Origin of the sequence: [Zimmermannella] alba NBRC 15616 (assembly GCF_001570905.1) — a bacterium.
Classification (GTDB): Bacteria; Actinomycetota; Actinomycetes; order Actinomycetales; family Microbacteriaceae; genus Pseudoclavibacter; species Pseudoclavibacter albus.
In genome coordinates, this window is the sequence record NZ_BCSO01000013.1 from 36,605 (window position 1) to 62,603 (window position 25,999).

A 25,999-nucleotide genomic window follows, 5' to 3' on the forward strand; every position below is an offset into this window, starting at 1 on the left:
GGGGGTTGACAGGGCCGCCTGCGGGAATCGAACCCGCGACCTATTCATTACGAGTGAATCGCTCTACCGACTGAGCTAAGGCGGCCTACACGCGCTGCACAGCGCAGCGACAGTTCAGCGTACACCATGGTGCGTGCACGCTCAAGCTGACGGCGAACCGCTATCCGCAGACCGTGCCGTTTGCGGGCGGAGTGCCGGTCGTGAGGTATTCGTCCACGGCACCAACCACGCACTTGTCGCCCTCGTCGTAGGCGATGTGGCCTTCACCGTTGTAGGTGAGGAGGACACCCGACTCGAGCTGCGCGGCAACGGCCTCTGCCCACTCGACCGGGGTTGCTGGGTCGCCGGTCGTCCCGACCACGAGGATCGGCTGCGCGCCCGCCGCGGTCACCTTTGCAGGTTGCACGCGCGACTGGTACGGCCACTGCTGGCACTGCACATCCCCGAGCGCTTCCGGGCTGTCGACGCCGATCGGCGTCGCCTCTTTGAGCTTCTTGTTGTACTCCTTGATCTTCGCCGGGTCAGTCTCGACCGGGTAGTCGAGACAGTTGATCGCCATGAACGCCTCAAACATGTTCGAGTCGTAGTGGCCGGTATCGTCACGCCCATAGTAGAAGTCGCTGAGCAGGAAGAACGTGTCGGGGTTGCCCTGCAGCATGTAGTCGGAGAACGCCTGCGTGAGGTATTCCCACGACGATTCGTCGTAGAGGGCCGCGTTGATGGCGGTCGAGATGACACCGCTCGAGAGCTGACGTCCGTCGCTCGCGAGAATCTTGCGCTTGTCGGCGTCTTCCATGATGCGGTTGATCTGCTTCGTCGCCTGGTCGACGTTGCCGCGGAACGGGCACTTCTTCGCCTGGCTCAGGCAGTCTTCGAGGTACGCTTCTGTGGCTTTCCCGAAGGCGCCCTGCTGGGCGAGGACAACATCAAACTGGCCCAGCGACGGGTCGGTGGCCCCATCCAGCACGATCCGCCCCACATGTTCGGGGAAGGTGTCGGCGTAGTGCGCACCAATGTCGGTGCCGTACGAGAAGCCGAAGTAGTTGAGCTTCGCATCCCCCACGACCGCACGCAGCAGGTCAAGGTCGTGCACGGTGCTCATCGTGTCGACGTAGTTGAGCAGCTCGCCGGTGTTCTCCTTGCAGGCGTCAGCGAACGTCTTCGCCTGCTCTTCCGCGTGGGCGATCTTCTCGTCGTCGGTCTTCGGCATCTTCTCGGGGACGCCGTAGAAGTACTCGTCCATGCCGGCGTCGTCGTAGCACTCGACCGCGCTCGAACGGCCGACGCCGCGCGGGTCCCACCCGACGATGTCGAAGGCGCTGCGAAGGTCGCTCGAGAAGCTGTCTTCCCCGCTGTTGTACACGAAGTCGTAGCCAGATGCGCCCGGTCCACCCGGGTTCGTGAAGAGTGACCCCTGACGGTCGCCGCTCGCGGGGATGCGGGTCGCCGCGAGCTCAATGTCGCCCATCATTGGGTCGTCCCAGTTCATCGGTGCAGTGATCGTCGCGCATTCGCGACCGCCGCCACAGTCGCTCCAGTTGACCTGCTGCTGGTAGTAGCCGCGCAGGTTCTCGGGCACATTGCTCACGTCCACGGATGCCGGGTCGGCAGCCTGCTGCGAGTCGAGCACGTGCTGGACGGCGGTGCAGCCCGACATCGACAGGAGCGTTGCGGCGGCTGCAAGCGAGGCGACGAGAGCGCGGACACCGCGCGGGGCCTTCCGATTGGATCCACTTCGGAACACGGTTTCCCCCTAGGGTCGCGGCATCAGGTCCAGAGCGAGGGCTTCGAGCGCGAGGGCAGGTGGCACGTTCGCGGCCAGCCGCGCTCGAGCGGTCGCAATGGCATCAATGCTAGTGAGCGTCGACTCGGGGCTCCTCCCCCGGGCGACGGAATTGAGCTCATCCTCGCGCTCGGCGTTCACGAGGGGCGCTCCCATGCCGAGTTGCACGGTGAGCAGGTCGCGAAGGAGCGACTGGAGATCGGTGAGAATGCGGTCGACGCCGTCCAGGTGGGCGCGCTTGGCTCGACGCTTCTGGTGCTCCTCGAGGTCGCGCACGAGCGAGCGCATCTGCCGCGGCACGGCCTGCCCCTTCGGCACACCCATCGAGTGCAGGAGCTCGTCGCGCTCACGCGCATCCCGGTCAGCGGACTGCGCTTCACCGTCGGCCTGGGCAAGCTCCACCCATTCGGCAGCCTTTCGCACGGCGGCACCGGTCGTCGACAGTTGCAGCACGCCATCGAGGGCTTGCTCGCGCCGCTGGGCAACTTCGGGTGCGGTCGCGAGGCGCCTCGCCATGCCAATGTGCGACTGCGCGAGGCGGGCGGCGCGTTCGGCGAGGTCGGCTGGGATGCCGTCGCGTGCAGCAAGGAGTGCCGCCACATCCGCCACGCTTGGCACCTTGAGTGACACGGTACGCACGCGCGAACGAATCGTCGGGAGGAGGTCCGCTTCGCTGGGTGCGCAGAGTACCCACACGGTCGTGGCGGGCGGCTCTTCGATCGCCTTGAGGAGCGTGTTCGAGGTGCGAGCGATCATGCGATCGGCGTCCTCGACGACGATGACCCGGTAGCGCGCGTGCATGGGCTGCATGGATGCGCGGTCGACAAGGGAGCGTGCGGTCTTGATGTCGAGCAGCAGCGTCTCGGTCGCGACGGCGGTGAGATCGGGATGCGTGCGTGCGCGCACTTGCTCGCAGGAGTCGCAGCTGCCGCAGCCGCCGTTGGGGCATAGGAGTGCCGCCGCGAAGGCGTAGGCGCAGTTGCTTCGGCCAGATCCGGCCGGCCCGGTAATGAGCCATGAACTCGTCATCCCGGAGCGGTCGTCGGTGCCGCGCGTGGATGCTTCAACGGCGCGCTGGAAGAGCGCAACCGCTTCGTCTTGCCCGATGAGCTCGTCCCAGACGCTCACGGTTCGTTACGCCTCGGTGGTGAGGATGCCGGAGCCCTCGAGACGCTCACGGATCGCCACGGCGAGCGCCTCGGGCGACTGCGTGGCGTCGAGCACGAGGAAGCGCTCAGGTTCTGCAGCGGCAAGGTCGAGGAACGCCTGACGCACGCGCTCGTGAAAGGCGGCGGCTTCGGCTTCGAGGCGGTCGAAGCGCTTGCCCAGGGCTTCGAGTCGTGCGCGTCCGTCTTCGACGCTGAGGTCGAGGAGGATCGTGAGGTCGGGCAGGAGGTCGCGCGTTGCCCAGAGGGACAGGCCGCGCACACGGTCGGCACCGAGATCCCGTGCAACACCCTGGTAAGCGACCGAGGAGTCGAAGTAGCGGTCCTGGATGACGACCTTGCCTTCCGCGAGCGCGGGGCGCACGAGCGTTTCGATGTGCTGAGCACGGTCGGCGGCGTACAGCAGGGCCTCGGTACGTTCGTCGATGTGGCCGCGCGAGTGGAGCACCATCTCGCGGATCTCGACACCGAGCGGGGTACCGCCCGGTTCGCGGGTCCGGACGACGTCGCGGCCCTGGCTCTGGAACCACTCCTCAAGCAGGCTCGCCTGGGTGGTCTTGCCCGCTCCGTCCCCGCCTTCGAGGGTGATGAAGATGCCGCGCATGGGCTACTCCGTGCCCTCGCTGGCCGGGGTGGCCTTGGCAGCCGTGGCCCGCTTCGTGGTCGTCTTCTTCGCAGTGGTCGTCTTCTTTGCAGCCGTCGTCTTCTTTGCAGCCGTCGTCTTCTTTGCAGCCGTCGTCTTCTTGGCAGCGGGCTTCTTCGCGGTCGTCTTCTTGGCCGTCGTGCGCTTCTTCACCGGGCCCTTCGCGCGCTTTTCCGCGATGAGTTCGACCGCACGCTCGAAGGTGACCTCTTCGGGGTTCTCGCCGCGCGGCACCGTCACGTTCGTTTCACCGTCGGTGATGTACGGACCGAAGCGGCCGTCCTTGACCTTCACGGTCTTGCCGCTCACCGGGTCGGGCTGCTCGTAGTCCGTAATAACGGTCTTCGACTGGCGGGAAGCGTACTTCGGCTGCGCGAAGAGTTCCTGCGCCCCAGCGAGGTCGATCTCGAAGATCGCGTCTTCGCTCGGGAGCGAACGCGTCTCGGTGCCACGCTTGAGGTAGGGGCCGTAGCGGCCATTCTGCGCGGTGATGTCGGCGTCGTGCTCGTCGTCGTGGCCGACGATGCGTGGGAGCGAGAGCAGCTGCAGCGCCTGTTCGAAGGTGACCTGCTCGGGCACCATCGACTTGAAGAGGGATGCCGTGCGGGGCTTCACCGCGGCAGCCTTCTTGCGGCCGGTCGCCGGCTGCTCGGGCTCCGGGAGCACCTCGGTTACGTACGGGCCGAAGCGGCCGTCCTTCACGACGATCGGGTGGCCGGTTTCGGGGTCGTTACCGAGCACGCGGTCGGTGACGATCGGTGCCTCGATGAGCTCCTTCGCCTTCTCGGCGGTGAGCTCGTCGGGTGCGAGATCCTGCGGAATGTTGATGCGGCGCGGCGTCTCCGAACCGTCCTCAAGCACCTCGAGGTAGGGGCCGTAGCGGCCGATGCGGAGGGTGACGCCATCGGCGATGCTCACCGAGTTCACTTCGCGGGCGTCGATGTCGCCGAGGTTGTCGACGACGGCGCGGAGGCCGCGGTGGTCGTCGGTGCCGAAGTAGAAGCCGTTGAGCCAGTCGACGCGCTCGCGCTCACCTGCGGCGATACGGTCGAGGTCGGCTTCCATGGCGGCGGTGAAGTCGTATTCGACGAGGTCGTGGAAGTGCTCTTCGAGGAGGCGCACCACCGAGAATGCCGTCCAGCTCGGGACGAGCGCCGAGCCGCGGTTCGTGACGTAGCCGCGGTCCTGGATGGTGGCGATGATCGCCGCGTAGGTGGAGGGTCGGCCGATGCCGAGATCGTCGAGGGCCTTCACGAGGCTTGCTTCGGTGTAGCGCGGCGGCGGGGTGGTCTCGTGGACGCCTGCGGTGGCTTCGCTCGCTTCGAGCGCCTGACTCTCAGAGAGTTCGGGGAGCTTCGCTTCCTTGGCGCTCGCGTCGGCGTTGCGGGCCTCGTCCTGGCCTTCTTCGTAGGCAGCGAGGAAGCCACGGAAGGTAATGACCGTGCCCGAGGACTGCAGCTCGACGGGGGCGGTGCCGAGTTCGGGGAGCTCGATCGCCTCGCTCGCGATCGTGACGGTCGCGGTGTGCCCCTTCGCGTCAGCCATCTGCGAGGCGATCGTGCGCTTCCAGATGAGTTCGTAGAGCTTGAAGTCGTTCGGCGAGAGCTTCGAGCGAAGCTCAGACGGGGTCTGGAATTCGGATCCCGAGGGGCGGATTGCTTCGTGAGCTTCCTGCGCACCCTTCGACTTCGTGCCGTACACGCGCGGCTTCTCGGGCACCGTCTCGGCGCCGTAGAGCTTGGCGGCCTGCGTGCGGGCGGCGTTGATCGCCTGGCTCGAGAGGGCCGGCGAGTCGGTACGCATATAGGTGATGTGACCGTTTTCGTAGAGCGACTGCGCGACCGACATGGTCTGGCGTGCCGTGAAGCGGAGCTTGCGGGCAGCTTCCTGCTGGAGCGTCGAGGTTGTGAACGGGGCTGCTGGGCGGCGGGTGTAGGGCTTGGTTTCGAGGCTCGACACGGTGAGCTTCGAGGTGCCGCTCTCGAGGGCGGTGGCGATGGCCTTGGCGGGGGCTTCGCCGAGCACGAGGGCGTTGCCCTTGAGCGTGCCGTGGTCGTCAAAGTCGCGGCCGGTGGCGATGCGCTTGTCGTCGACGCGGACGAGGCGGGCGGGGAAGGCGTAGCCGGTGCCGTCGGCGGGGAGGGCTTCGACGTCCACGCCCCAGTAGCTGGCGGCGATGAAGGCGCGGCGCTCGCGTTCGCGTTCGACGACGAGGCGGGTGGCGGCGGATTGGACGCGTCCTGCACTCAGGCCCGTTCCGACCTTGCGCCAGAGGACGGGCGAGATTTCGTAGCCGTAGAGGCGGTCGAGGATGCGGCGGGTTTCCTGCGCGTCGACGAGGTGGGCGTCGATGTCGCGGGTCTTGTCCTTGGCTGCGGTGATGGCTTCTTCGGTGATCTCGTGGAAGACCATGCGTTTGACTGGCACCTTGGGCTTGAGCACCTCGAGGAGGTGCCAGGCGATCGCTTCACCTTCGCGGTCTTCATCGGTTGCGAGGATGAGTTCGTCGGCGTTCTTGAGGGCCCGCTTGAGGTCGGCGACCGTCTTCTTCTTCGAGTCAGAGACGACGTAGTACGGCTCGAAGCCGTCGTCGACGTTCACGGAGAACTTCCCGAAGGGGCCCTTCTTGAGCTCGGCGGGAAGGTTCTTGGGCTCGACGAGGTCGCGAATGTGCCCGACGGAGGCGAGCACTTCGTAGCCTTCACCGAGGTATTTCGAGATGCTTTTGACCTTGGTGGGCGACTCAACGATGACGAGCTTGCTGGGTGACACGAGTGGGATATCCCTCAAAAGTTGCGGCTTGGCGGCGTCTGTTCCGCCACCAAATTGCTCAGGCCGAGGCTGACGCAGTGGCAGCCCTCTCTGGGGTCAGTATATGGATGACCTCCCTCAACGCCCGCGGCGCGCGGCGTGGAGCAGGGCGAGAGAACGCTCATGGTTGGCTCCTTGGTCACGTGCGTGGTGGCCCCGCGAGGGCTCGTTCGCGCAGCCACATCCCCGCGAAACTCGAGGTCATCTCGACGTAGACCTCGGCGCCGCGAATCTCACACACCACAAGCTGTGCGTCGTGTGCCGCGGCGACGAGCTGTGCTGCAGAGCACGGCTCGCCGGGGTTGCGACCGGAGGCAATGTCGGCGGCCGCGAGCGCTCCGGCATCCGCTGCACCAGCGAGCCGCTGGGAGTGCGCGCCAAGCTGCATGACCCCGAGCAGCACGCCACACACGGCGAACATGACGGCAATGATCCCGACAACGAGGCCCGATCCAGCGCCGCGTTCGTCGCGCCACCGCACGCGGGTCGTGCCCCGCATCATCGCCCCTCTCCGAGCGCACAGGCACTCGCCTCGAGGCTCACACCGAGCTCGCGCCCCGCGATTCGAGCGGGTGCCACCGCCGTCACACAGATGAGCTCTCCCTCCGAGACGCTGAACGTGGCGGCGGGATCGACCTGCGCGACCCGCGCATGGGCGAGGGCTGCATCGTCGCCACGAGCGAGGGCTCGCGCCGCGTCGGCTGCCGCATCCGCCAGCGCGAGCTGGGTGGCCCCGAGCGTGAGGGCGCCAAGGCACAAGCCCAGCACGGCAATCGCGGCGGGGAGCGCGACGGCAAGTTCTGCTGCCGCAGCACCGTCGTCGCACCGCAGGAAGCGGGTGGCTCGCGCGGTGCGTGCGGCCGCGGATGGGGATGTCCCCACTGCCCCCATCCGCGGTCGACGCTGCCGCATCAGCCGTTGTAGGTGAGGGCCTGGCGGACGAGTTCCTCGAGCATGCTGCGCACTTCGTCGCTCTGCATGATGACGACGAGGAGGCCGGCAAAGGCGACCGAGGCCATCGTGGCAATTGCATACTCGGCGGTGGCGGCGCCGGTGTCGTCGCTGAGTCGGCGGCGGAGGCGCTCGAGGAGGCTTGCGGGTGCCTCGTCCGCGATGAGCGCGAGATCGACGTTGGCGCTCTGTTGGGTGGCGTTCATAGCTGGGTTCCGTTCTGTCGTGATGGGCGAGTTGTGAAGAGGGGTAAAGAGGTATGGATGGGTGGACTCGGCGCCTACTTCGGGCGGCCCACGCCCCCGCGCAGCCCCGTTTGGCTCAGCAACCGCGAGCGCGTTCATCGCGCACCCACCGTCGAGGCGATGACCGAGATAACAAGCGGCGCAACCCCGAGCAGCATGAAGGCCGGGAGCGTGCAGACCCCGAGCGGGAGCATGAGCTTCACGCCCAGCTCAGCGGCGCGTCTCGCAGCGGCGGTGCGCGCTTCGCGCCGGGCAAGCGCGGCTTCGCTGCGGAGCAGCACGGTGGCCGGGACACCGGCAGCGCTCGAGAGGGCAAGGACCGTGTCGACGTGGCCGAGGTCGCCGCTTTCGATTCCGCAGCGCGAGAGCGCTCGCTCGACACCCGCGCGAACCTCGCTCGCCGCGCCGCCGCCGAGCATCCCGAGGGCCGCCAAATCGAGAGCAAGCCCCGGATGGGGTGGCCGTTTCGACGCGGTGGCCACGAGGCGCCGATTCCACGCGTGCCCGGCAGCAAGGAAAGCGAGGCCGAGCACGAGGCACGCAATGCCGAGCGGGTTCGTGAGGAGCGTCTGCACGGAGCCGAAGCCGAGCATGACGCCAAGCCCGAGTCCAGCCAGCGGCAGTGCAGAGACAAGTCGAGCGGTCATCTGCGGCCCCGCGAGCGCGATCGACACTTCTCGCTCGGCGAGACCCACATCGCGAAAACTCTCGGCGAGGTCGCCGAGGCATCGAGCGAGCGGCGAACCGGTCCGCTCTGCGAGCGACCACGCGCACGCGAGAATGCGCCAGGCTGGTTCGGGATGCTCCTTGAGAAGATCAGGCAGCGGAACACCTCGCGCAAGACCTCTCGCGACGGTGCGTTCAGTGGCTTCACGCACAGGCACTCGCCCTCGGAGTCGCTGCCAGAACGTGGCATCCGGACCATCGTCGTCAGCAAGCTGCGCGAGGTGGCGCCAGGCGGAAGCGGGCGTCGTGCCGCCCTCGAGGAGGATCGCGAGCCGTTCCACGATCGTCGCGGTGTGTTCGGCGGGATGGCGTTGCGCGCTCATCGCGTCTCCCTCCCGAGCCGCTGCCCCGTTCGGATGGAGGCAATCGCGAGGCGACCCCGGTCATCCAGACAGAACTCACCTGTGTCGACGAGGCGTCGACGGCCGCCTCGCCGCTCGAGATGCAGCACAAGCCCGATTGCCGAAACGGTCTGCCGGGCAACAGCTTCGGGTGACATCCCGGCGAGCGCCCCGAGCGCTTCGAGACGAGACGGGACGTCGGCGAGAGAGTTCGCGTGCAGCGTCCCGGCTCCCCCGTCGTGACCAGTGTTGAGCGCTGCGAGAAGCTCGCGGAGCTCTGCGCCACGACATTCCCCGAGCACGAGTCGATCCGGCCGCATCCGAAGCGCCTCCCGCACGAGCCGCTCGAGCGAGATCTCGCCAGCGCCCTCAACGTTCGCCTGCCGCGCCTCGAGGCTCACGACATGCGGATGTTGGATGCGCAACTCCGCGACATCCTCAATCGCGACAATCCGCTCGTTCGCGGCGGCCAGCCCAAGCAGTACAGAAAGGAAGGTCGTCTTCCCGGAGCCACCGGCTCCCGTCACGAGCACGTTGCTGCGCTCGCGCATCGCATGACGCAGGAGTTCTTCGTCTTCCATGTCAAAGAATCGCTGCTCGATGAGGTCGTCGAAGCTCAGCTGCGTCGGCCGAGGCAAGCGGATCGACAAGAGCGTCCCGCGGGGTGAGATGGGCGGGAGCACCGCGTGCACGCGGATGGCTTCACCGATGCGCACATCCACGCACGGCGACGCCTCATCCACGTGACGCCCGCCGAGAGCAATGATCCGCACAGCCAGTTCCCGCAGCGCTTGTTCCGACGGCACACGCCACGCCTCGACCGGTTCGAGCCCGCGCCCGCGGTCGACGATGAGCCCCTGCATCCCGTTGACGAAGATGTCCGTCACTTCGCCGTCCGCGACCCACGGCGCAAGCGGCCCGAAGGCGTCCGCCTGCCCCTGGGTGAGTTCGCGAACAGGATGGTCACCGTAGCGGGGTGTGCCCGGCGGTAGGGGCACGCTCGCAGGGCGCTCGGATGCTGGGCGCGCAACGAAGCGCGCTCGGGAACTGGCGGGTTCGGCGTGGGCACGTGCGGCGCTGGCAGAAGTGATCGTGGACATGGCCGCGAGCGTAGGAATCCGCACACACGGGCGCACCCAGAGCCTTGAAATCCTGTGAGCGCGGCCATACGTTTCGGCCTGTGGATGGACGCCGACCCCAGAAGCGACGCGATGTCACCCCAGACATGCGTGAAGGCGCCGAGCAGGGGGGAGCTCAGGCGCCTTCACTGTCCGCTCGCCTACAGGGGGGTGGGCGACAAGCGGAGGGTCAGAGAGGGGGATCTCCGACACGTATTACTGTAACGGCACTCTCGGTTCGTTTGAAACGCAAGCAAGTGCTTGTGACAGAAAATTCACCGAATTCGTGCTGTTCCTTGATGGCTTGGTCAGCTTCAGGCCACGAGCAACATCTCGCAGCCACGAGGGCTGGCATGTTCAGCCCAAATCCGTATGATGCCCTTCACAACGGCACGCGTTCTCAGCGGTGAGATTCGCGGCCACAGCTTGAGACCTCGCAATGACGCGAAGGAGCAGCAACATGGTGTCCGAAACGAAACCCACCCTGCGCGGCATCTCGGCCCTGACGTCGCACTGCAGCTTGGGCGCGTAAGCGCGCCCGCGTGACGCGGTGCGAAGGCGCGGGGCCGCGCACCGCCTGCGCTCGGCGGCTGTGGGGAGCGCCCGAGCGCGAGGGGTGACCGGAAGCATGGATCTGGTCACCCCTCACCCTTTGTTCTGGCTTATTCGTAGGCGACGACGAGCTCAACCTCGACGGGCGAACCCATCGGAAGCTCAGCAACACCGACCGCCGACCGGGCATGCACACCAGCATCCCCAAAGGCAGTTCCAAGGAGTTCCGAGGCGCCGTTCGCGATCTTCGGCTGAGCGGTGAATCCAGGCGCCGAGGCGACAAAGACCGTCACCTTGAGGACGCGGGTGACGCGGTCGAGGTCGCCAATGATGCTTTTCACCGCGGCGATCGCGTTGAGGCAGGCGATACCGGCCATCGCGATGCCAGCATCCTCATCAAGCTCGGCACCAAGCTTGCCCACGGCCTGCAGTTCACCGTCCACGAAGGGCAGCTGGCCGGAGGTGTACACGACACCAGCGTGCTCGACGGCCGGCACATAGGCTGCGACCGGTGCGGCCACCGGCGGCACGGCAAGCTGCATGGCGTTCAGGCGCTCTTCAACGCGCGAAAGCTGCTCCGTCATCGTCTACTCGCCCTCTGCCGTGAGCGGACGCTTGAGGTAGGCGACCGAGCCACCCTCAGGACCGGTCATGACCTGAACAAGCTCCCAGCCCATCTTGCCGAGGTTGTTGAGGACAACCCCCGGAGTGTGCAGCGGCAGCGGCGTAATGAAGTATTCCCACTGAGTCATAGCGTCCTCTCGATCTCTCCACAGACGGATTCTTGTTCTCATGCTCCCAGATCTCAGGCGTTCCCCGCTGACACCTTGAGAACGGTGATCTACGCTGGACGCTATGTCTGCCTCGGAAAACGCTGTGCCCTCAAGGAATCTCCTTGGCGGCCTCCTCGGCCTGCTCGGGATGAGCGGCATCGCTGGTGTCCTCATCGCGGTGCTCATCACGCCGATCGTCGCGGTCGCGGGTGTCGCAACCAACAGCACGATCACACTGTTTGAGAGCCTCCCCGATTACCTCGAGATTGGCGACCTCCAGCAGAAGACGGAGCTCTACGCCAAGCAGGGCGGCAACGACGTCAAGTTCGCTGAGTTCTACGCACAGAACCGTGAAGAGGTCGACCTCGACCAGATCTCGCAGTACGCGATTGACGCTGCGATCTCCACGGAAGACCCGCGCTTCTACGAGCACGGCGGCGTGGACGTCATCTCCGCAACCCGTGCACTCTTCGCATCCGTCCTCTCGGACTCCGGCGCCGGCGCCTCGACGATCACGATGCAGTACGTCCGAAACGTCCGCGTGCAGACCGCGGAATCGATTCTGGACCCGGCCAAGCGTGACGAGGCCTACAAGGAAGCGACTGAGCAGTCGATCGGCCGAAAGCTGCAGGAGATGCGCCTCGCGATCGGCGTCGAGCAACAGTACAACAAGCAGGACATCCTGCGCGGTTACCTCAACATCGCGCTCTTCGGTGGCCAGGTGTACGGCATCGAATCGGCAGCGCAGTACTACTTCGGCAAGCCTGCGAAGGACCTCACCCTCGCTGAATCGGCGAGCCTCATCGCGACGGTGCAGAACCCGAACGTGTACCGCGTCGACTACCCCGAGAACCTCGAAAACAACAAGATGCGCCGTGACTACGTCCTCATGCGCATGCTCGACGAGGGCAAGATCACGCAGGAAGAGCACGACGCGGCCGTCGCCGAAGAGGTCAAGCCGAACGTGCAGCAGAGCAAGCACGGCTGCCAGAACGCGGAGGGTAACGCGCAGTACTTCTGCGACTACGTGCGCAATGTCATCCTCAACGACCCCGCCTTCGGCGAGACCTTCGAGGAACGCCTCTTTAACTTCCAGACGAAGGGCTACCAGATCCACACGACCATCGACCTCGATCTGCAAGCGGCAACACAGCAGGCAATTTCTGAGTCGATTAACTCGTATTACGAAGGACTCAACATTGGTTCCGCGAGCAGCGTGGTTGAGGTAGGTACCGGCCGCGTCCTTGCAATGGCACAGAACACGGTCTTTGACGAGACTGCCGAAGCTGCCAACAACCCGGGTCACACCTCGATCAACTACAACACCGACTACGCCTATGGCGGTTCAACCGGATTCCAGGTGGGTTCGACCTACAAGATGTTCACGCTCGCCGAGTGGTTCGCGAGCGGTCACGGTCTCCAGGAAACCATCAACGCCCAAAACCGCACGTTCAATCTGGCGAACTTCCGTACCTCGTGCAATGAGCCTTTCGGCGGAACCTGGTCACCGACGAACGAAGGCGGCGTGAAGGTGGGAGCCACGAACGCGGTCACCGCCACCATGAACTCGACGAACACCGCCTTCGTCGCGATGGCAGAGAAGCTCGACCAGTGCCGCATCCGCGACACGGCAATGGCGCTCGGCGCCCACCGCGCAGACGGTCAGATCAACCAGGACAATCCGGCCGCCGTGCTCGGTACGAACGAAATTTCGCCCCTTGCGATGGCGGTCGCGACTGCCGGGCTCGCGAACAAGGGCAAGTCCTGCTCGCCGATCGCGATCGATTCGATCACCCTCCACGACGGCACCGAGGTCCCAGCCCCAAAGTCAAGCTGTGTACAGGCCGTGACACCCGAGGTTGCCGCCCAAGCCAACCACGCGCTGGAACGCACCGCCAACGGGGGTTCAGCGACCTCGGCCAACCCCGGCGTCGTCCCCATGATGGGCAAGACCGGTACTTCGGAAAACGCGAACCAGACCTGGCTGGTCGCATCGACCACCAAGACGGCAGTCGCCACGTGGATTGGTAACGTGACGGGACAGTCCGACATCGAGTCGAGCGGTCTCAGCCAGCGTTGGACGATCGTCCGCAAGATCATGGAGTACGCGATGCCGGCGTATGGCGGTTCAGCCTTCGAGGCGCCGCCTCAGCGCCCGACACCGCCACAGTCAGCAACGATCCCCGACCTCACCGGCCGCACGGTCGACGAGGCGAAGACGGCGCTCGAACAGCTCGGCTACACGGTGAACGTCGGCCAGCCGATCTCCTCGCAGCAGACCGCGGGCACGATCGCCGCGCAGCTGCCGAGCCCAAACACGACCGTGAACAAGGGCACCACCGTGACGATCACCCCGTCGGCTGGTTCGACCGAGGGCGCTGGCGAGTTCACAATGCCGGATGTCACCTCGATGCCGATCGACACGGCGATTGCGGAGCTCACAAAGGCGAACTTCTCGGGCACGATCCGTCAGTTCACGGAGCCTGCCACCGCTGAGTCGCCTGCAGGCACGGTCGTCCGCACCGACCCGGAGCCGGGCATCAACATCCCCGGTGACTCCGAGATCAAGATCTACGTGGCGCAGTAACCGTGTTCACGTTGACACCACGCACCGGGGCCGGTCGCGCACTTCGCGCTGCCGGCCTCGCCACCCTCGGCCTCACCTGGCTCGGCACCGCAACGCTCAGCTGGGCGAGCCTTATCGAGCGCAACGCCTTCACCCTGCGGCGCATTGAGCTCAAGGCCCTCCCTGCAGGGTCGGAGCCCATCCGCATCCTGCAGCTCGCAGACTTCCACCTGCTCCCCTGGCAGCGCCGCAAGCAGCGCTTCGTGCGGAGCCTCGCGGCGCTTGAGCCCGACCTCATCGTGAACTCTGGCGACAACCTCGGTCACAAGAACACCCTCGAGGAGCTGCGCGAGATGCTCGAGCCGTTCCGCGGCATCCCGGGCGTTGTCGTGCACGGCTCAAACGACTACTACGCGCCGATCTTCAAGAATCCGCTCTCGTACCTCTCGACGAAGCCACGCAAGAAGCGCTACGCCCCGAAGCTCGACGTCGAATCCATGGACCGCATGTTCCAGGAGGAATTCGGCTGGATCATGCTCGACAACCGCGCCGAGGACGTTGTCGTCAAGGGTGTGCGGATGCGCTGGCTTGGCCTTGGTGATCCGCACATCGAGCGCGACAACACCGAGCTTGCGCTCGCGCACCTCATGGAGCTCGACGCGAGCGCCCCGACGCCGGACATCCGCCTCGGTTCCGTGCACGCACCGTATCTCGGTGCCGTCGACAGCCTCGTCCGCCACGGCTGCTGGCTCGTGTTTGCGGGCCACACACACGGCGGCCAGGTGTGTGTGCCGGGTTACGGCGCGATCATCACGAACTGCGACCTACCGCCAGCCAAGGTGAAGGGCCTCAGCGAGTGGTCACTTGGCCCGGGCCGCGATGAGTCGCGCACGGCGCTCTCGTGGGCGAAGGCTCGCGCTGCGCGCGAGGAACTCATGGACGGTCCGGGCGCGGAAGAACGCCTGCGCTCCACGCGCCCCGCGACGGGTTTCCTGCACGTGTCGGGCGGCCTCGGCACCTCGCCGTTTGCGCCGTTCCGCCTCGCCTGCCGTCCCGAAGCGAACCTCATCACGCTCCTCCCCCAGGACGCCGGGAAGAGCGGTAGCCGAGTGTCGCGAAGCGTTTCCGCCACGCCACTGGCAGCCGGTCGAGAAATCCGGTACTCTAACTGAGTTCCGCTTCGCGAAACATCGGGATGTGGCGCAGCTTGGTAGCGCGCCTCGTTCGGGACGAGGAGGTCGCAGGTTCAAATCCTGTCATCCCGACCAACAGCAGACGCCCCCAGGTTTCTGGGGGCGTTTCACATTCGGGCGTGTGTGCCGCGGCGGTCAACGAGCCGCGGCCGGGACGGCCGCTTCGCCGCTAGAGCGCGACGACGTCGCTGCTCAGGCGGCCACCGGACGCCTCGAGGTAGCACGCACCGCACATCGACTCGTACGTCACCTCGCCGACGTGATCGATCGCGACCTGCTCACCGTCAAAGACGAAACCGCCGTCAACCATGCGTGCGTTGAAGATCGCCTTCCGTCCGCAGCGACAGATCGTCTTGAGCTCTTCGAGCGAATGAGCAATCTCGAGCAGGCGCTGGCTGCCAGGGAACGCAACCGTCTGGAAGTCGGTACGAATGCCATAGGCCATCACCGGGATGCCGTCGAGCACGGCCACGCGCAGGAGGTCGTCAATCTGACTCGGCGCGAGGAACTGCGCTTCGTCGACGAGCACACAAGAGACCGGCTCGTGGTCGGTGTCGCAGGCGGCGAGGATCATCTCCCGCACCTCGTCGTCATCATGGAACAGGAGGTCGACGTGGCGCTCGAGCCCGATGCGCGAGGAAATGCTCGTGTCCGCCTTCGTGTCGATCGCGGGCTTCGCGAGGAGCACCCGGTGTCCGCGCTCTTCGTAGTTGAAGGCGGCCTGGAGGAGGGCGCTGGATTTCCCTGAATTCATGGCTCCGTAGCGGAAGTACAGCTTGGCCATGGTGCTCCTTCAGGTGTGCGCGGTCGGGCGACGAGCCCGGAACGATGCTACCGGGCCGACGCCGTCCCCCTCGGAAGACCGGGCCTGCACATGGCTGGGGCTGGTTGCCCGAGGCCCGACACGAAGGCGTCGCATCCGCGCGATACCCTCGCAGCACGAGCATCAGGAGCGAACATGGCACGGGCGCACACTCCCCAACCGGCGGCGCAGCAAGCAGGCGCTCCATCCGCTGGGGCCCCGGCCCTGGAACGCCGTATCGGGATCTCCGGTGCCCTCGTCATCGGCCTCGCATCCATGGTCGGCGCGGGCCTCTTTGCTGCCTTTGCGCCGGCTGCTGAGGCTGCTGGAGGTGCACTCCTTGTTGGTCTGGCGATCGCGCTCGTCGCCGCCAGCTGCAACGCCCTCGCCCCGGCGCAGCTCGCCGCGCAGTACCCCTCCTCGGGCGGCAGCTACCTCTACGGCCGCGAATGCCTCGGCGAATGGGCTGGCTGCACTGCCGGGTGGGGTTTCGTCATCGGCAAGACCGCCTCCACGGCCGCCATGGCGCTCACCGCCGCCGCGTATCTCGCGCCTGCGGGATGGATGAAGCCTGCCGCCATCGTCGCCATCGTGCTCCTCGTCGGCGCCAATCTCCTCGGCATCACCCGCACGGCGCTCGCCATGTCGCGCAACAAGGACCTCCCGGGCGTCTTCGGCCACATCAACACCCGCAGCTCCGTGCCCGACTACTCACTGCTGCTCGTGGGCCTTGCCGCGATCGTGCTCATCGTCCTCGGCGACATCCGCACCGTCATCGGCTTCTCGAGCGTCGGTGTGCTTGCCTACTACCTCATCGCGAACCTTGCGGCGCTGAGCCAGGATGACACGCACCGTTTCGTGCCAAAGTGGCTGCAGTGGATCGGTGCGGCACTGTGCACCATTCTCATCGTGACGCTGCCCTGGCAGTCGATCGCGGCAGGGGTCTTCGTTCTCGCGGTGGGCCTGCTCGGCCGAGTCATGGTCCTTCAACACCGCTAGCGAGCAGGCGGCGAGACTTCGACAAGGCGCTCGAACCAGACATTCCGTACCGGGGTTTCACAGTTTCAATTCGGCAACGCAATGTCGGAGCCGCGTGATTCGCGAATTCCCGCGCCCGACTCCCCCCATGCCAACGCGTGCGCGCGCGAGTACCACGCAAACGTCCGATTCGCAGCGGAAGATTCCTGATGATGGCCTGAATGTACTCGCTAGCGTGGATGACTTAGCGATACAGGGAGAAGCATGCCTTCATCACATGAACCATCCGCTCGCACCGATTTCGGGTCAGTCAAGGGGGGACCGACCAACACCGCAGCTGACGCCAGCGTCGCCACTGAAGCGAACGATCCGCGACTTGAGGTCGACCACGTCCTCGTCGTTGACAAGAAGAACGTCCGAACCGCAATTGGCGGCACCGTCGTCGGCAATTTCATGGAGTGGTTCGACTTCGGTATTTACGGCTACCTTACGGTCACGATGACCGCCGTCTTCACGGAGGGGATGCCGGAGCAGTTCAAGCTCCTCGCCACCCTCTTCGGTTTCGCCGTGTCCTTCCTCGTCCGCCCGATTGGCGGCCTGGTGCTTGGGCCCCTCGGCGACAAGTTCGGACGCCAGAAGGTCCTCTTCTTCACGATGGCCATGATGGCCCTCTCGACGGCTCTCATTGGCACGCTGCCGACCTCACACGACATTGGCCTCTGGGCGATCGTGCTGCTGTACCTCCTCAAGATGGTGCAGGGATTCTCGACCGGTGGTGAGTACGCCGGCGCGACGACCTACGTCGCCGAGTTCTCGCCCGACAAGCGCCGCGGCTACTACGCGGCCTGGCTCGACGTGGGTTCGTACCTCGGCTTCGCCGTGGGTGCCTCGACCGTCGCGATCACCTCGTTCCTCGTTGAGAACGCGTGGGGCCCGACCGGCATGGTCGACGGCGGCTGGCGCATCCCATTCTTCCTTGCGCTCCCCCTCGGCATCATCGCGATCTTCTTCCGCCTCCGCATCCCGGAGACGCCCGCCTTCGACTCGGCTGAGGACTACCACGAGACCCTCGAGAAGGATGACCCGATGGCCCGCCACGGCATCCTCGGCATCCTCCGTCACCACTGGAAGGTCGTGCTCATTGCGATGGCGCTTGTCGCCGCGACGCAGTCGGCAGGCTACGCACTCACGAGCTACATGCCCGCCTACCTGGAAGAGACGATCGGTCTTTCGAGCACGGAGTCGGCTGTCGCGACGGTGCCGGTGCTAGTCGTCCTGAGCCTCAGCCTCCCGTTCATCGGCATCCTGAGTGACCGCATTGGCCGCCGCGCCGTGTACCTCATCGCGGTGGGGACGACGCTCCTGCTCATGGTTCCGGCGTTCTGGATCATGCAGCAGGGCGGCTTCTGGAACGTCCAGATCGCGCTCTTCCTCGTCGCGATCCCGGTCGCCTGCTACGTCTCGCTCGGCGCTTCGGCACTGCCTGCGCTCTTCCCGACTGCCTCGCGCTTTGGCGCCATGGCGCTCGCTTTCAACCTGTCGGTGTCGCTCTTCGGTGGTACGACCGGTTTCTTCAGCCAAGCGCTCATCGAGATGACGGGCAACACCTACATGCCGGCGTTCTACATCATGTTCTTCGCGGTGCTCGGCGGTATCGCGGCGTTCAAAATGGAGGAGACCGCGCAGCGTCCACTTGTGGGCTCGATGCCGACCGTCGAGACGAAGGAAGAGGCTCGCGAGCTCGTCGCCACGCAGGACGAAAACCCGCTCATCGACACCTCGACGATGCCGATCATGACGGTCACGCCTGAGGAACTCGAGAAGGCCAAGGCCGACGCAGGGAAGTAGTTCATGTCGAAGCCCCAACCGCAGCGAGTACGCACGCTTGGCGTTGTCATGTGCGTCGCAGCTGGGCTTGGCCTGCTGCTGCTTGTGCTCAAGGTCTCGGGTCTCGTGCCGGACCACATCGCAAGCGTGATCATTGCGTGTGCCATGGCTGTCGTCATCCCTTGTTCACTGATCCTGGCCTGGATGAAACACCGCTAAAGCTCGCGGGGAAGCGGGGTGGGACCGACCGGTCCCACCCCGCTTCCCCGTGCACAACTGCAGTGGATTTCTCCGCCGCCCCTCGCTCACGCCGGTGCACAACTGCAGGAGATATGCCGGGCAGCCGCACGATGACGGGGCGCACGCCGCGTGTATCCGCGCCACGTCGCGCACGTCCTTACTGACCTCCGTTTAAATCCACTGCAGTTATGCACGCCCCTCGGAGGACGCACTCCCGCAAATCCACTGCAGTTGTGCACACAACACCTCGCGCACCGCAGACAGCAACAGCGGGTGGCAGCCGTGAGGCTGCCACCCGCTGTGGTGACTGAGAGAGGCTTAGCGGTTGAGGCCGAGCGCCTTGTTCGTGCGCTCCTCGATCTGTTTCGTGAGCTCGGGGTCGGCGTTCACCGAGGTACCGAAGCTCGGGATCGCCTCGCGAATCTTCGGCTCCCATGCGGTGAATTGCTCCTGGAAGCACTTATTGAGCAGGTCGATCATGACCGGAACCGCAACCGAAGCACCCGGCGAGGCACCGAGCAGACCCGCGATCGTGCCGTCGGCCTTCGAGACAACCTCGGTGCCCATCTGGAGCACGCCGCCGCGCTTGGCGTCCTTCTTCATGACCTGGACACGCTGGCCAGCGGTGATGAGGCGCCAGTCCTTCATCTCGGCCTCGGGCATGAAGTCCTTGAGTTCCTTGAACTTCTTCTTCTTCGAGGCGGTGAGCTGGCTGAGCAGGTACGTCACGAGCGAGAACTCGTCGTTCGCGACCGCAAGCATCGGGATGATGTTGTGGAAGCGGAGCGAGGTGAAGAGGTCGAGGTACGAGCCCTTCTTGAGGTACTTCGGCGAGAAGCCTGCGTAGGGGCCGAACATGAGGGCCGGCTTGCCGTCGACAACGCGCGTGTCAAGGTGCGGGACCGACATCGGCGGGGCACCCACCGAAGCCTTGCCGTAGACCTTTGCGAGGTGCTTGGCGACAACCTCGGGGTTGTCGGTGCGGTAGAACTGGCCCGAGATCGGGAAGCCGCCGAAGCCGCGGATCTCCTTGAAGCCTGCCTTCTGGAGGATCGGGAGTGCGCCACCACCGGCACCCACGAACACGAAGCGGCCGCGGACGACCTGCTTCTTGTTCTCGGCGCGGTCGTTGATGCGGAGTTGCCAGACGCCGTTCGACTGCTGGCGGAGAGCTTCGACGCGGGTCGAGAGGCGGACTTCTGCGCCCTGCTTCTCGGCGTTCGCAACGAGGGCGCGCGTGAGGGCACCGAAGTCGACGTCGGTACCGCCAGCGACGCGGGTCGCGGCGACCTGCTCGTCTTCGGCGCGGCCGACCATGAGGGCCGGTGCCCACTCGAAAATCTTGGCGGGTTCGGTCGTGAACTCCATGTCCGCGAACAGCGGCTCGTCCTTGAGGAGCTCGTAGCGGCGACGGAGGAAGTCAACATTCTCGGCGCCACGCACGAAGGTCATGTGCGGGACCGGGTTGATGAAGCTGGAGGGGTTCGACAGCTCACCGTTCTCGACGAGCGTCGCCCAGTACTGGCGCGAGATCTGGAACTGCTCGTTGATCTTGATTGCCTTCGAAACGTCGATCTTGCCGTTCTTCTCGGGCGTGTAGTTGAGCTCGCAGAGTGCCGAGTGGCCGGTGCCAGCGTTGTTCCAGGGGTTTGAGGACTCTGTCGCGAGTTCGGCTTCCTTCTCGACGAGGAGGATGCTCCAGGTTGGTTCGAGTCGGTGCAGGAGGGAGGCGAGCGTTGCGCTCATGATGCCTCCACCGACGAGGACAGCGTCGTAGATCTTCTTCGAGTCAGTCACCCGAACAGTTTACGCCCGCCTTCGGGGAGCGCGGGCTGTGCTCAGGACTTGTGCAGGCACCGAACGTGATGCCGACGGCGTGACAACTTGCGCGCAGAACAGCAGCGACGCGCCACGGCGTGCGGAAACGCGTGAGGGGGGCTGGCGCGAACCAACCTCACGGCAGGAAACTAGGAGAGCTTCGCGGCGACGAGCTCGGCAAGCTGCACCGCGTTGAGCGCGGCACCCTTGCGGAGGTTGTCGTTCGCGACGAAGAGCACGAGACCTCGGCCCTCCGGGGCAGCCTGGTCGCGACGGATGCGGCCCACGTACGACGGGTCGTTGCCGGTCGCATCCTGCGGGTTCGGGACGTCGGCGAGCTCGACACCGGGTGCTGCAGCGAGCAACTCAGCAGCACACTCCGGCGTGATCTCGCGCGCAAACTCGGCGTGGATCGCGAGCGAGTGGCCCGTGAAGACGGGAACGCGCACGCAGGTGCCGCTCACGCGCAGCTCCGGCAGACCAAGAATCTTGCGCGACTCGTTGCGAAGCTTCTGCTCCTCGTCGGTCTCCCCAGAACCGTCATCCACGATCGATCCCGCGAGCGCCACCACGTTAAAGGCGACCGGCTTCACGTACTTGATGGGTTCCGGCAGTTCGATGGCGTGACCGTCGTGCACGAGTCCGAGGAGCGCGTCCTTCCCCTGCTCGGCAGCCGCGAAGGCCTGGGTTGCGAGTTCGTCCGCACCGGCAAGGCCCGATCCCGAGGTAGCCTGGTAGGTCGCGACGGTGAGGCGCTCGAGGCCTGCCTCATCGTGGAGGGGTTTGAGGACAGGCATCGCGGCCATGGTCGTGCAGTTGGGGTTTGCGATGATGTTCTTCGGACGCTCGTCGAGGGCATCCGGGTTCACCTCAGCAACGACGAGCGGCACCTCGGGGTCGCGGCGCCAGGCCGAGGAGTTGTCAATGACGACGACACCGGCCTTGCCGAAGCGTTCCGCGTGCGCCTTCGAGGTAGCGCCACCTGCGGAGAAGAGGGCGATGTCAAGGCCACTCGGGTCGGCAGTGGCGACGTCCTCGACAGTCACCTGCTGGCCCTTGAATTCGAGCACCTTACCAGCCGAGCGCTCGGAGGCGAAGAAGCGGATGGTCGCGATCGGGAAGTCCCGTTCCTCGAGGAGGCGGCGCATGACGGCGCCGACCTGTCCGGTCGCGCCAACAACACCAATGTTGAGCGGATTCGTGGTCATGTGGATCTCCCTCCCTCGCGACCCTTCTACGGATCAGCGGTCGCGGACACGTGCGGGATCCACCCGCCGAGTCTTGCGGGCAATCCTACGCGTCGGCAGCCTCACTCGGCAGTGCATCGCACGACAGAGGAAGCATTTCTTGCAGGTGGTTCTCACTAAGGATCCCTAGGGTTCGCTCATGCAACTCAATCACGTCACGATCGCTGGAGCCGGCATCGCAGGGCTCGCGAACGCCATCACGTTGAGCCGCTGTGCAGACGAGGTTCTCCTCGTTGAACGTGCACCGGGGCCACGTCCGGAGGGCTACCTCATCGATTTCTCCGGCCCCGGCATCGCTGCAGCACGCCGCATCGGGGTTGCTGAACAACTGGTCCAGCAACGTCATGAGTTCACCGAAATGCGATCGGTTCGACCTGATGGCAGCGTGAGCACTTCGATATCACTTGCCCCAGTACTCCGTCTCACCCCGCATGAGACGTTCACGATCATGCGGCCAGATCTCGAGCGGGGACTGCGCGCGTGCCTGCCAGCCAACGTTCGTGTGCGGTACAACACGGTCATCACGCATCTCGACACACACGCTGAAGAGCCTGACGCCGGTGTGCACGTCACGCTGAGCGACCAGACGAGCCACGACAGCGATCTGTGCATCGTCGCCGAAGGCCTCCGCTCGGCAACGCGCGATCACTACATCACGCCACACCAGGACGTGGTGAGATCGCTCAACTATGCCGCGTGTGCGTGGCTCGCTGACGATCCCGAACTCGCAGAAATCCTCGGCCAACGATTCGCCATGTCTGAAGCCATCAACAGCTACATGGGGGCAGCTCGGATCAATGATCGTCACGTCTCCGTCTTTGGCGTCTATCCGTGGCATGGACAGGCTGCTCCAGCACCGGAACTCGGTGTCGCGCTCCAGCATCTCGAGTCATCAGGCTCCTTCGGTCGACGCCTGGCCCGGCATGCACCCCAATCAGGCTTCTACTGCGACCTTGTGGCCCAGAGCGTCTTGCCGTCGTGGAGCAACGGAGCAGCACTCGCGATGGGCGACACCGCACATGCCGTCTCGCTTGTGACGGGACTCGGATCATCCATGGCCCTTTGCGGGGCGGATCAGCTCGCGCAGTCTGTACGCACTGCCACGTCTCTCAAGCAGGCCATCACACGCTACGAAGCCTCATGGCGGCCGCAGGTCGAGCGCGTTCAGGCCATGGGCCGCCGGCGCGCGAAGAGTTTCGTTCCGTCGTCCCGCGCGGCGCTGATGGCACGACGTGTGGGAATGCAGGTGCTGAGGCTACCGATTGTCGGGGACGTCGTAGCGAGGTCGGTTGTCCGCTCTGGCGACCAGCAACATCGCGGTCGCGCCAGCCAGCGCGACCAGCGCCCAGAGCTGAGCCGCTAGCGGCCGGTGCCCGCGTAGACGACCGCGTCGCTGTCGGAGTCGAGACCAAACGCGGTGTGGATGACGCGGGTCGCCTCGGGCACGATGTCGGCGCGGACGACGATCGAGATGCGGATCTCGGAAGTCGAGATGAGGTCGATGTTGATGCCCGCCTCCGCGAGCGCCTCGAAGAGTTGTGCGGAGACCCCTGCGTTCGTGCGCATCCCGGAACCAACGAGCGAGACCTTGCCGATCTGGTCGTCGTGGCGGAGCGCTTCGAAGCCGATCTCGTCCTTGTGCGCCTCAAGGGTCTGCATGCACTTGGCGGCGTCGGCCTTCGGGAGCGTGAAGGAGATGTCGGTGGCACCGGTCGACACGGCCGACACGTTCTGCACGATCATGTCAATGTTGGCGCCCTGGCCGGCAACGAGGGTGAAGATCTTGGCGGCCTTGCCGGGGACGTCCGGCACACCGGTGACGGTGATCTTCGCTTCGCTCAGGTCGTGGGCGACACCTGCAATCGTCGGGTCTTCCATTTCAAACTCCTTGGCGCGGTCCGGGTTGTACACGATCGTTCCCTCGTCGTTTGAGAAGGAAGAGCGCACGTGCAGGGTGACGTTTTGGCGGCGGGCGTATTCGACGGCGCGGATGTGGAGCACCTTCGCGCCTGCGGCAGCGAGCTCGAGCATTTCTTCGCTCGAGACATGGTTGAGCTTGTGAGCCTTCTTCACCATGCGCGGGTCGGCGGTGAAGACGCCGTCCACGTCGGTGTAAATCTCGCAGACGTCAGCCTTGAGGGCTGCGGCGAGTGCGACGGCGGTCGTGTCGGAGCCGCCGCGGCCGAGGGTGGTGATGTCACGGGAGTCGCGGTTGAAGCCCTGGAATCCAGCGACGATGGCGATGGCGCCCTGGTCGAGTGCTTCGCGCACGCGCACCGGGGTGACGTCGACGATGCGGGCGTCGCCGTGGCGGGAGTCGGTGATCATGCCGGCTTGCGAGCCCGTGTAGGAGCGCGCGTCGAAGCCCATCGACTTGATGGCCATGGCGAGCAGCGCCATCGAGATGCGCTCACCGGTGGTGAGGAGCATGTCGAATTCACGGGGGTCGGGCATGGGGGAAATCTCGTGCGCGAGGTCGGTGAGTTCGTCCGTGGTGTCGCCCATGGCGGACACTGCGACCACGACGTCGTGCCCGGCGCGCTTCGTGTCGACGATGCGCTTGGCGACGCGTTTGATCGACTCGGCGTCGGAAACGGATGATCCGCCGAACTTCTGAACGATTAGGCTCATGGTCCCCCTGGTTCCTCGGGCGGCGCTGCGCCGATGGATTCGACGGGCTCACGCCCGCATGATTCTAGCGGCCAGCACGTTGGAGGCTGCCGAGATCATCCGTGCGACGTGCAGGAGGGTTCTGAAGAGTGCGGCCGGGCCAGGTGCCGGGCGCACTCTCTGTGACCCCGGTCGTGGAAAGTCTGTCGATTTGCTGCTAAATCCAGCCGTCGTGGTCGGCGGCGAAGCCGGAGGACTCGGGGCTGCCTGCGTTGCCCGGGGGCTTCGCCCATTCGCGCGGCGGTTGGGCGGGGTCGCTCGGGCGGCGTACGGGTGGCGTGCTGCGGCGGGCTGCCTCGTCGGCGAGTTCGCGGAAGGAGGTTTGCGGCGCGGGGGCAGCCTCGTTGCGCCGTGCGGGGGCACCCTCGCTTCGTGGGCCGGATGCCATGCGTGGGGCGATGAGGCCACGGCGCGGTTCTTCGGGCCGCTTCGGCGTGGATGCGTAGGGGTCGTTCGGCGTGGGCGCTGCAGCTCGGGCGACCCCTTGCTCGTCGCGGCGGGCGATCTGTCGGCGTCCGGCGAAGGCTCGGCCGAGCGTGACTTCATCCGCGTATTCGAGGTCACCGCCGACGGGGAGGCCGGAGGCGAGCCGCGAGACTTGCACGTCCATGGCGGAGAGGAGCCGCGAGAGGTAGGAGGCGGTCGCATCGCCTTCGAGGTTCGGGTCGGTGGCGATGATGATTTCCTGCACTTCGCCCGATTCGAGGCGCTGCAGGAGCGAGCGGATGTTGAGGTCGTCCGGTCCGATGCCGTCGATCGGGCTGATCGCACCGCCGAGCACGTGGTACAGGCCGCCAAATTCGCGGACGCGTTCGATCGCAGCGACATCCTTGGGCTCTTCGACGACGCAGATGATGCTGCGGTCGCGTCGCGGGTCGCGGCAGACGCCGCACTCTTCACCCTCGGAGACGTTGCCGCAGATGGCGCAGAAGCGGACACGTTCACGCACGTCGAGCAGCACCTGCGCAAGGCGTGACACGTCGAAGCTCTTGGTCTGGACGATGTGGAACGCGATGCGCTGCGCCGACTTGGGCCCGACGCCCGGCAGGCGGCCGAGTTCGTCGATGAGGTCTTGGACAATGCCCTCGTACACGACTACGGCTCCTCGTTGAGGTGCTCAGGCTCGGGTGCGGACGCCTCGTGCACGATCGCATCCTCACCGACATAGCGTGCGCCGAGGCGTTCGCGGATGACGGCCTCGCCGTAGCGTTCAAAGCCGGGACCCGTGCCTGCTGGCGCGCGGGTCTCCTCGTGTGCATCGTCGGACTGCTCTGCGTCTGCCGCGACCTTGCCGGCGAGGACATCCTTGATACTCGGGGCGTGCGGCGCATCCTCGACCGCAGTGTCGTCGACCTGTTTCTTGGGTGCAGGGGCGGGGATCTTCGACGCGGGCGTAAGGAAGCTGGCCGGGTCGATTGGCGGGAGTGCTGGCTCGATACCAGGGTCGGGCATCGGGCCGTCGACGGCTTCGTCGTAGGGAGGCTCGTCGTCGATGGGCGGCGCGGGCTCGGCCGGGGCCGGCGCGGGCTCGGCCGGGGCCGCGTCGCTC

Annotated in this window: 21 protein-coding genes, 2 tRNA genes and 2 pseudogenes; 7 read left to right on the forward strand and 18 right to left on the reverse strand. The window is 65.7% G+C overall.

Annotation, left to right across the window (positions count from 1 at the left end; translation table 11 throughout):
- Positions 1 to 12 precede the first annotated feature (12 nt).
- From ZAL01S_RS08495 to ZAL01S_RS10435, 12 genes are all read right to left on the reverse strand, one after another.
- A tRNA-Thr gene (locus ZAL01S_RS08495) sits at positions 13 to 85 on the reverse strand.
- 75 nt (positions 86 to 160) lie between these two features.
- Positions 161 to 1,744 carry an alpha/beta hydrolase gene (locus ZAL01S_RS08500; RefSeq protein WP_066082227.1) on the reverse strand — a complete coding sequence of 528 codons (1,584 nt, stop codon included), beginning with the start codon at positions 1,742 to 1,744 and terminating at the stop codon, positions 161 to 163.
- Positions 1,745 to 1,753: 9 nt separating this feature from the next.
- Positions 1,754 to 2,911 carry a DNA polymerase III subunit delta' gene (locus ZAL01S_RS08505; protein WP_066082229.1) on the reverse strand — a complete coding sequence of 386 codons (1,158 nt, stop codon included), beginning with the start codon at positions 2,909 to 2,911 and terminating at the stop codon, positions 1,754 to 1,756.
- A 6-nt stretch (positions 2,912 to 2,917) separates the two neighbouring features.
- Positions 2,918 to 3,553 carry a dTMP kinase gene (gene tmk / locus ZAL01S_RS08510; protein ID WP_066082231.1) on the reverse strand — a complete coding sequence of 212 codons (636 nt, stop codon included), beginning with the start codon at positions 3,551 to 3,553 and terminating at the stop codon, positions 2,918 to 2,920.
- A gap of 3 nt (positions 3,554 to 3,556) precedes the next feature.
- A complete protein-coding gene (topA, locus tag ZAL01S_RS08515) occupies positions 3,557 to 6,364 on the reverse strand; it encodes a type I DNA topoisomerase (RefSeq protein ID WP_066082233.1) in 2,808 nt (935 codons plus the stop codon).
- 178 nt (positions 6,365 to 6,542) lie between these two features.
- Positions 6,543 to 6,905, reverse strand: a complete 363-nt coding sequence (locus tag ZAL01S_RS08520; RefSeq protein ID WP_066082235.1) for an Rv3654c family TadE-like protein — start codon at positions 6,903 to 6,905, stop codon at positions 6,543 to 6,545.
- Positions 6,902 to 7,285: a TadE family type IV pilus minor pilin gene (locus ZAL01S_RS08525; RefSeq protein WP_066082236.1), complete on the reverse strand. Its 384-nt coding sequence runs from the start codon at positions 7,283 to 7,285 to the stop codon at positions 6,902 to 6,904. The genes ZAL01S_RS08520 and ZAL01S_RS08525 overlap by 4 nt, the downstream gene beginning before the upstream one ends.
- A 29-nt stretch (positions 7,286 to 7,314) precedes the next feature.
- Complete coding sequence (locus ZAL01S_RS08530) at positions 7,315 to 7,560, reverse strand: DUF4244 domain-containing protein (protein ID WP_083523212.1); 246 nt, start codon at positions 7,558 to 7,560, stop codon at positions 7,315 to 7,317.
- A gap of 134 nt (positions 7,561 to 7,694) precedes the next feature.
- Positions 7,695 to 8,648 carry a type II secretion system F family protein gene (locus tag ZAL01S_RS08535; RefSeq protein WP_066082238.1) on the reverse strand — a complete coding sequence of 318 codons (954 nt, stop codon included), beginning with the start codon at positions 8,646 to 8,648 and terminating at the stop codon, positions 7,695 to 7,697.
- Positions 8,645 to 9,766 carry a TadA family conjugal transfer-associated ATPase gene (locus tag ZAL01S_RS08540; RefSeq protein ID WP_083523213.1) on the reverse strand — a complete coding sequence of 374 codons (1,122 nt, stop codon included), beginning with the start codon at positions 9,764 to 9,766 and terminating at the stop codon, positions 8,645 to 8,647. The genes ZAL01S_RS08535 and ZAL01S_RS08540 overlap by 4 nt, the downstream gene beginning before the upstream one ends.
- Positions 9,767 to 10,446: 680 nt before the next feature.
- Positions 10,447 to 10,920: a RidA family protein gene (locus ZAL01S_RS08550; protein WP_066082241.1), complete on the reverse strand. Its 474-nt coding sequence runs from the start codon at positions 10,918 to 10,920 to the stop codon at positions 10,447 to 10,449.
- Positions 10,921 to 10,923: 3 nt separating this feature from the next.
- On the reverse strand, positions 10,924 to 11,088 hold the full coding sequence (locus ZAL01S_RS10435) for a hypothetical protein (RefSeq protein ID WP_169793686.1): 165 nt from the start codon (positions 11,086 to 11,088) through the stop codon (positions 10,924 to 10,926).
- A gap of 103 nt (positions 11,089 to 11,191) precedes the next feature.
- On the opposite strand from ZAL01S_RS10435, the gene ZAL01S_RS08555 reads away from it, so the two are divergent.
- From ZAL01S_RS08555 to ZAL01S_RS08565, 3 genes are all read left to right on the forward strand, one after another.
- Positions 11,192 to 13,696, forward strand: coding sequence for a transglycosylase domain-containing protein (locus ZAL01S_RS08555; protein ID WP_066082243.1), 2,505 nt, complete (start codon positions 11,192 to 11,194; stop codon positions 13,694 to 13,696).
- An 11-nt stretch (positions 13,697 to 13,707) separates the two neighbouring features.
- Positions 13,708 to 14,847: a metallophosphoesterase gene (locus ZAL01S_RS08560; protein WP_159421656.1), complete on the forward strand. Its 1,140-nt coding sequence runs from the start codon at positions 13,708 to 13,710 to the stop codon at positions 14,845 to 14,847.
- A gap of 19 nt (positions 14,848 to 14,866) precedes the next feature.
- Positions 14,867 to 14,943: transfer RNA gene (locus ZAL01S_RS08565), tRNA-Pro, on the forward strand.
- 94 nt (positions 14,944 to 15,037) lie between these two features.
- Here the strand turns inward: ZAL01S_RS08565 and ZAL01S_RS08570 are convergent.
- Positions 15,038 to 15,652, reverse strand: a complete 615-nt coding sequence (locus tag ZAL01S_RS08570; RefSeq protein ID WP_066082247.1) for a thymidine kinase — start codon at positions 15,650 to 15,652, stop codon at positions 15,038 to 15,040.
- A 174-nt stretch (positions 15,653 to 15,826) separates the two neighbouring features.
- On the opposite strand from ZAL01S_RS08570, the gene ZAL01S_RS08575 reads away from it, so the two are divergent.
- From ZAL01S_RS08575 to ZAL01S_RS08585, 3 genes are all read left to right on the forward strand, one after another.
- Positions 15,827 to 16,669, forward strand: coding sequence for an APC family permease (locus ZAL01S_RS08575; protein WP_066082248.1), 843 nt, complete (start codon positions 15,827 to 15,829; stop codon positions 16,667 to 16,669).
- A 243-nt stretch (positions 16,670 to 16,912) separates the two neighbouring features.
- The gene (locus ZAL01S_RS08580; RefSeq protein WP_083523214.1) at positions 16,913 to 18,496 is read left to right on the forward strand and encodes an MFS transporter; all 1,584 of its coding nucleotides are present in this window, start codon (positions 16,913 to 16,915) and stop codon (positions 18,494 to 18,496) included.
- A 3-nt stretch (positions 18,497 to 18,499) separates the two neighbouring features.
- Positions 18,500 to 18,694, forward strand: coding sequence for a hypothetical protein (locus ZAL01S_RS08585; protein ID WP_066082250.1), 195 nt, complete (start codon positions 18,500 to 18,502; stop codon positions 18,692 to 18,694).
- 339 nt (positions 18,695 to 19,033) lie between these two features.
- Here ZAL01S_RS08585 and ZAL01S_RS08590 read toward each other — a convergent pair whose 3' ends face one another.
- A complete protein-coding gene (locus ZAL01S_RS08590) occupies positions 19,034 to 20,512 on the reverse strand; it encodes a malate:quinone oxidoreductase (protein WP_083523215.1) in 1,479 nt (492 codons plus the stop codon).
- A gap of 170 nt (positions 20,513 to 20,682) precedes the next feature.
- Positions 20,683 to 21,741, reverse strand: a complete 1,059-nt coding sequence (locus ZAL01S_RS08595; RefSeq protein ID WP_066082252.1) for an aspartate-semialdehyde dehydrogenase — start codon at positions 21,739 to 21,741, stop codon at positions 20,683 to 20,685.
- Positions 21,742 to 21,919: 178 nt separating this feature from the next.
- Between ZAL01S_RS08595 and ZAL01S_RS08600 the strand changes: the two genes are divergently transcribed.
- Positions 21,920 to 23,143: an FAD-dependent monooxygenase gene (locus tag ZAL01S_RS08600; protein ID WP_066082254.1), complete on the forward strand. Its 1,224-nt coding sequence runs from the start codon at positions 21,920 to 21,922 to the stop codon at positions 23,141 to 23,143.
- On the opposite strand, the gene ZAL01S_RS08605 is transcribed toward ZAL01S_RS08600, so the two are convergent.
- From ZAL01S_RS08605 to ZAL01S_RS08615, 3 genes and pseudogenes are all read right to left on the reverse strand, one after another.
- Positions 23,140 to 24,411: an aspartate kinase gene (locus ZAL01S_RS08605; protein WP_066082256.1), complete on the reverse strand. Its 1,272-nt coding sequence runs from the start codon at positions 24,409 to 24,411 to the stop codon at positions 23,140 to 23,142. The two genes, ZAL01S_RS08600 and ZAL01S_RS08605, sit on opposite strands and share 4 nt — an antisense overlap.
- 541 nt (positions 24,412 to 24,952) lie before the next feature.
- A pseudogene (recR, locus tag ZAL01S_RS10140) lies at positions 24,953 to 25,543 on the reverse strand (recombination mediator RecR); the annotation flags it as partial.
- Positions 25,544 to 25,545: 2 nt separating this feature from the next.
- Positions 25,546 to 25,999, reverse strand: a pseudogene (locus tag ZAL01S_RS08615) (hypothetical protein); the annotation flags it as partial.

Bases quoted from the DNA above. Each gene is read 5' to 3' on its own strand.
- ZAL01S_RS08535 (WP_066082238.1), bottom strand. From the start codon at position 8,648: ATGAGCGCGCAACGCCATCCCGCCGAACACACCGCGACGATCGTGGAA.
- ZAL01S_RS08570 (WP_066082247.1), bottom strand. From the start codon at position 15,652: ATGGCCAAGCTGTACTTCCGCTACGGAGCCATGAATTCAGGGAAATCC.
- ZAL01S_RS08555 (WP_066082243.1), top strand. From the start codon at position 11,192: ATGTCTGCCTCGGAAAACGCTGTGCCCTCAAGGAATCTCCTTGGCGGC.
- ZAL01S_RS08575 (WP_066082248.1), top strand. From the start codon at position 15,827: ATGGCACGGGCGCACACTCCCCAACCGGCGGCGCAGCAAGCAGGCGCT.
- ZAL01S_RS08605 (WP_066082256.1), bottom strand. From the start codon at position 24,411: ATGAGCCTAATCGTTCAGAAGTTCGGCGGATCATCCGTTTCCGACGCC.
- ZAL01S_RS08585 (WP_066082250.1), top strand. From the start codon at position 18,500: ATGTCGAAGCCCCAACCGCAGCGAGTACGCACGCTTGGCGTTGTCATG.
- ZAL01S_RS08600 (WP_066082254.1), top strand. From the start codon at position 21,920: ATGCAACTCAATCACGTCACGATCGCTGGAGCCGGCATCGCAGGGCTC.
- ZAL01S_RS08595 (WP_066082252.1), bottom strand. From the start codon at position 21,741: ATGACCACGAATCCGCTCAACATTGGTGTTGTTGGCGCGACCGGACAG.
- ZAL01S_RS10435 (WP_169793686.1), bottom strand. From the start codon at position 11,088: ATGACTCAGTGGGAATACTTCATTACGCCGCTGCCGCTGCACACTCCG.
- tmk (WP_066082231.1), bottom strand. From the start codon at position 3,553: ATGCGCGGCATCTTCATCACCCTCGAAGGCGGGGACGGAGCGGGCAAG.
- ZAL01S_RS08520 (WP_066082235.1), bottom strand. From the start codon at position 6,905: ATGATGCGGGGCACGACCCGCGTGCGGTGGCGCGACGAACGCGGCGCT.
- ZAL01S_RS08580 (WP_083523214.1), top strand. From the start codon at position 16,913: ATGCCTTCATCACATGAACCATCCGCTCGCACCGATTTCGGGTCAGTC.
- ZAL01S_RS08540 (WP_083523213.1), bottom strand. From the start codon at position 9,766: ATGTCCACGATCACTTCTGCCAGCGCCGCACGTGCCCACGCCGAACCC.
- ZAL01S_RS08530 (WP_083523212.1), bottom strand. From the start codon at position 7,560: ATGAACGCCACCCAACAGAGCGCCAACGTCGATCTCGCGCTCATCGCG.
- ZAL01S_RS08550 (WP_066082241.1), bottom strand. From the start codon at position 10,920: ATGACGGAGCAGCTTTCGCGCGTTGAAGAGCGCCTGAACGCCATGCAG.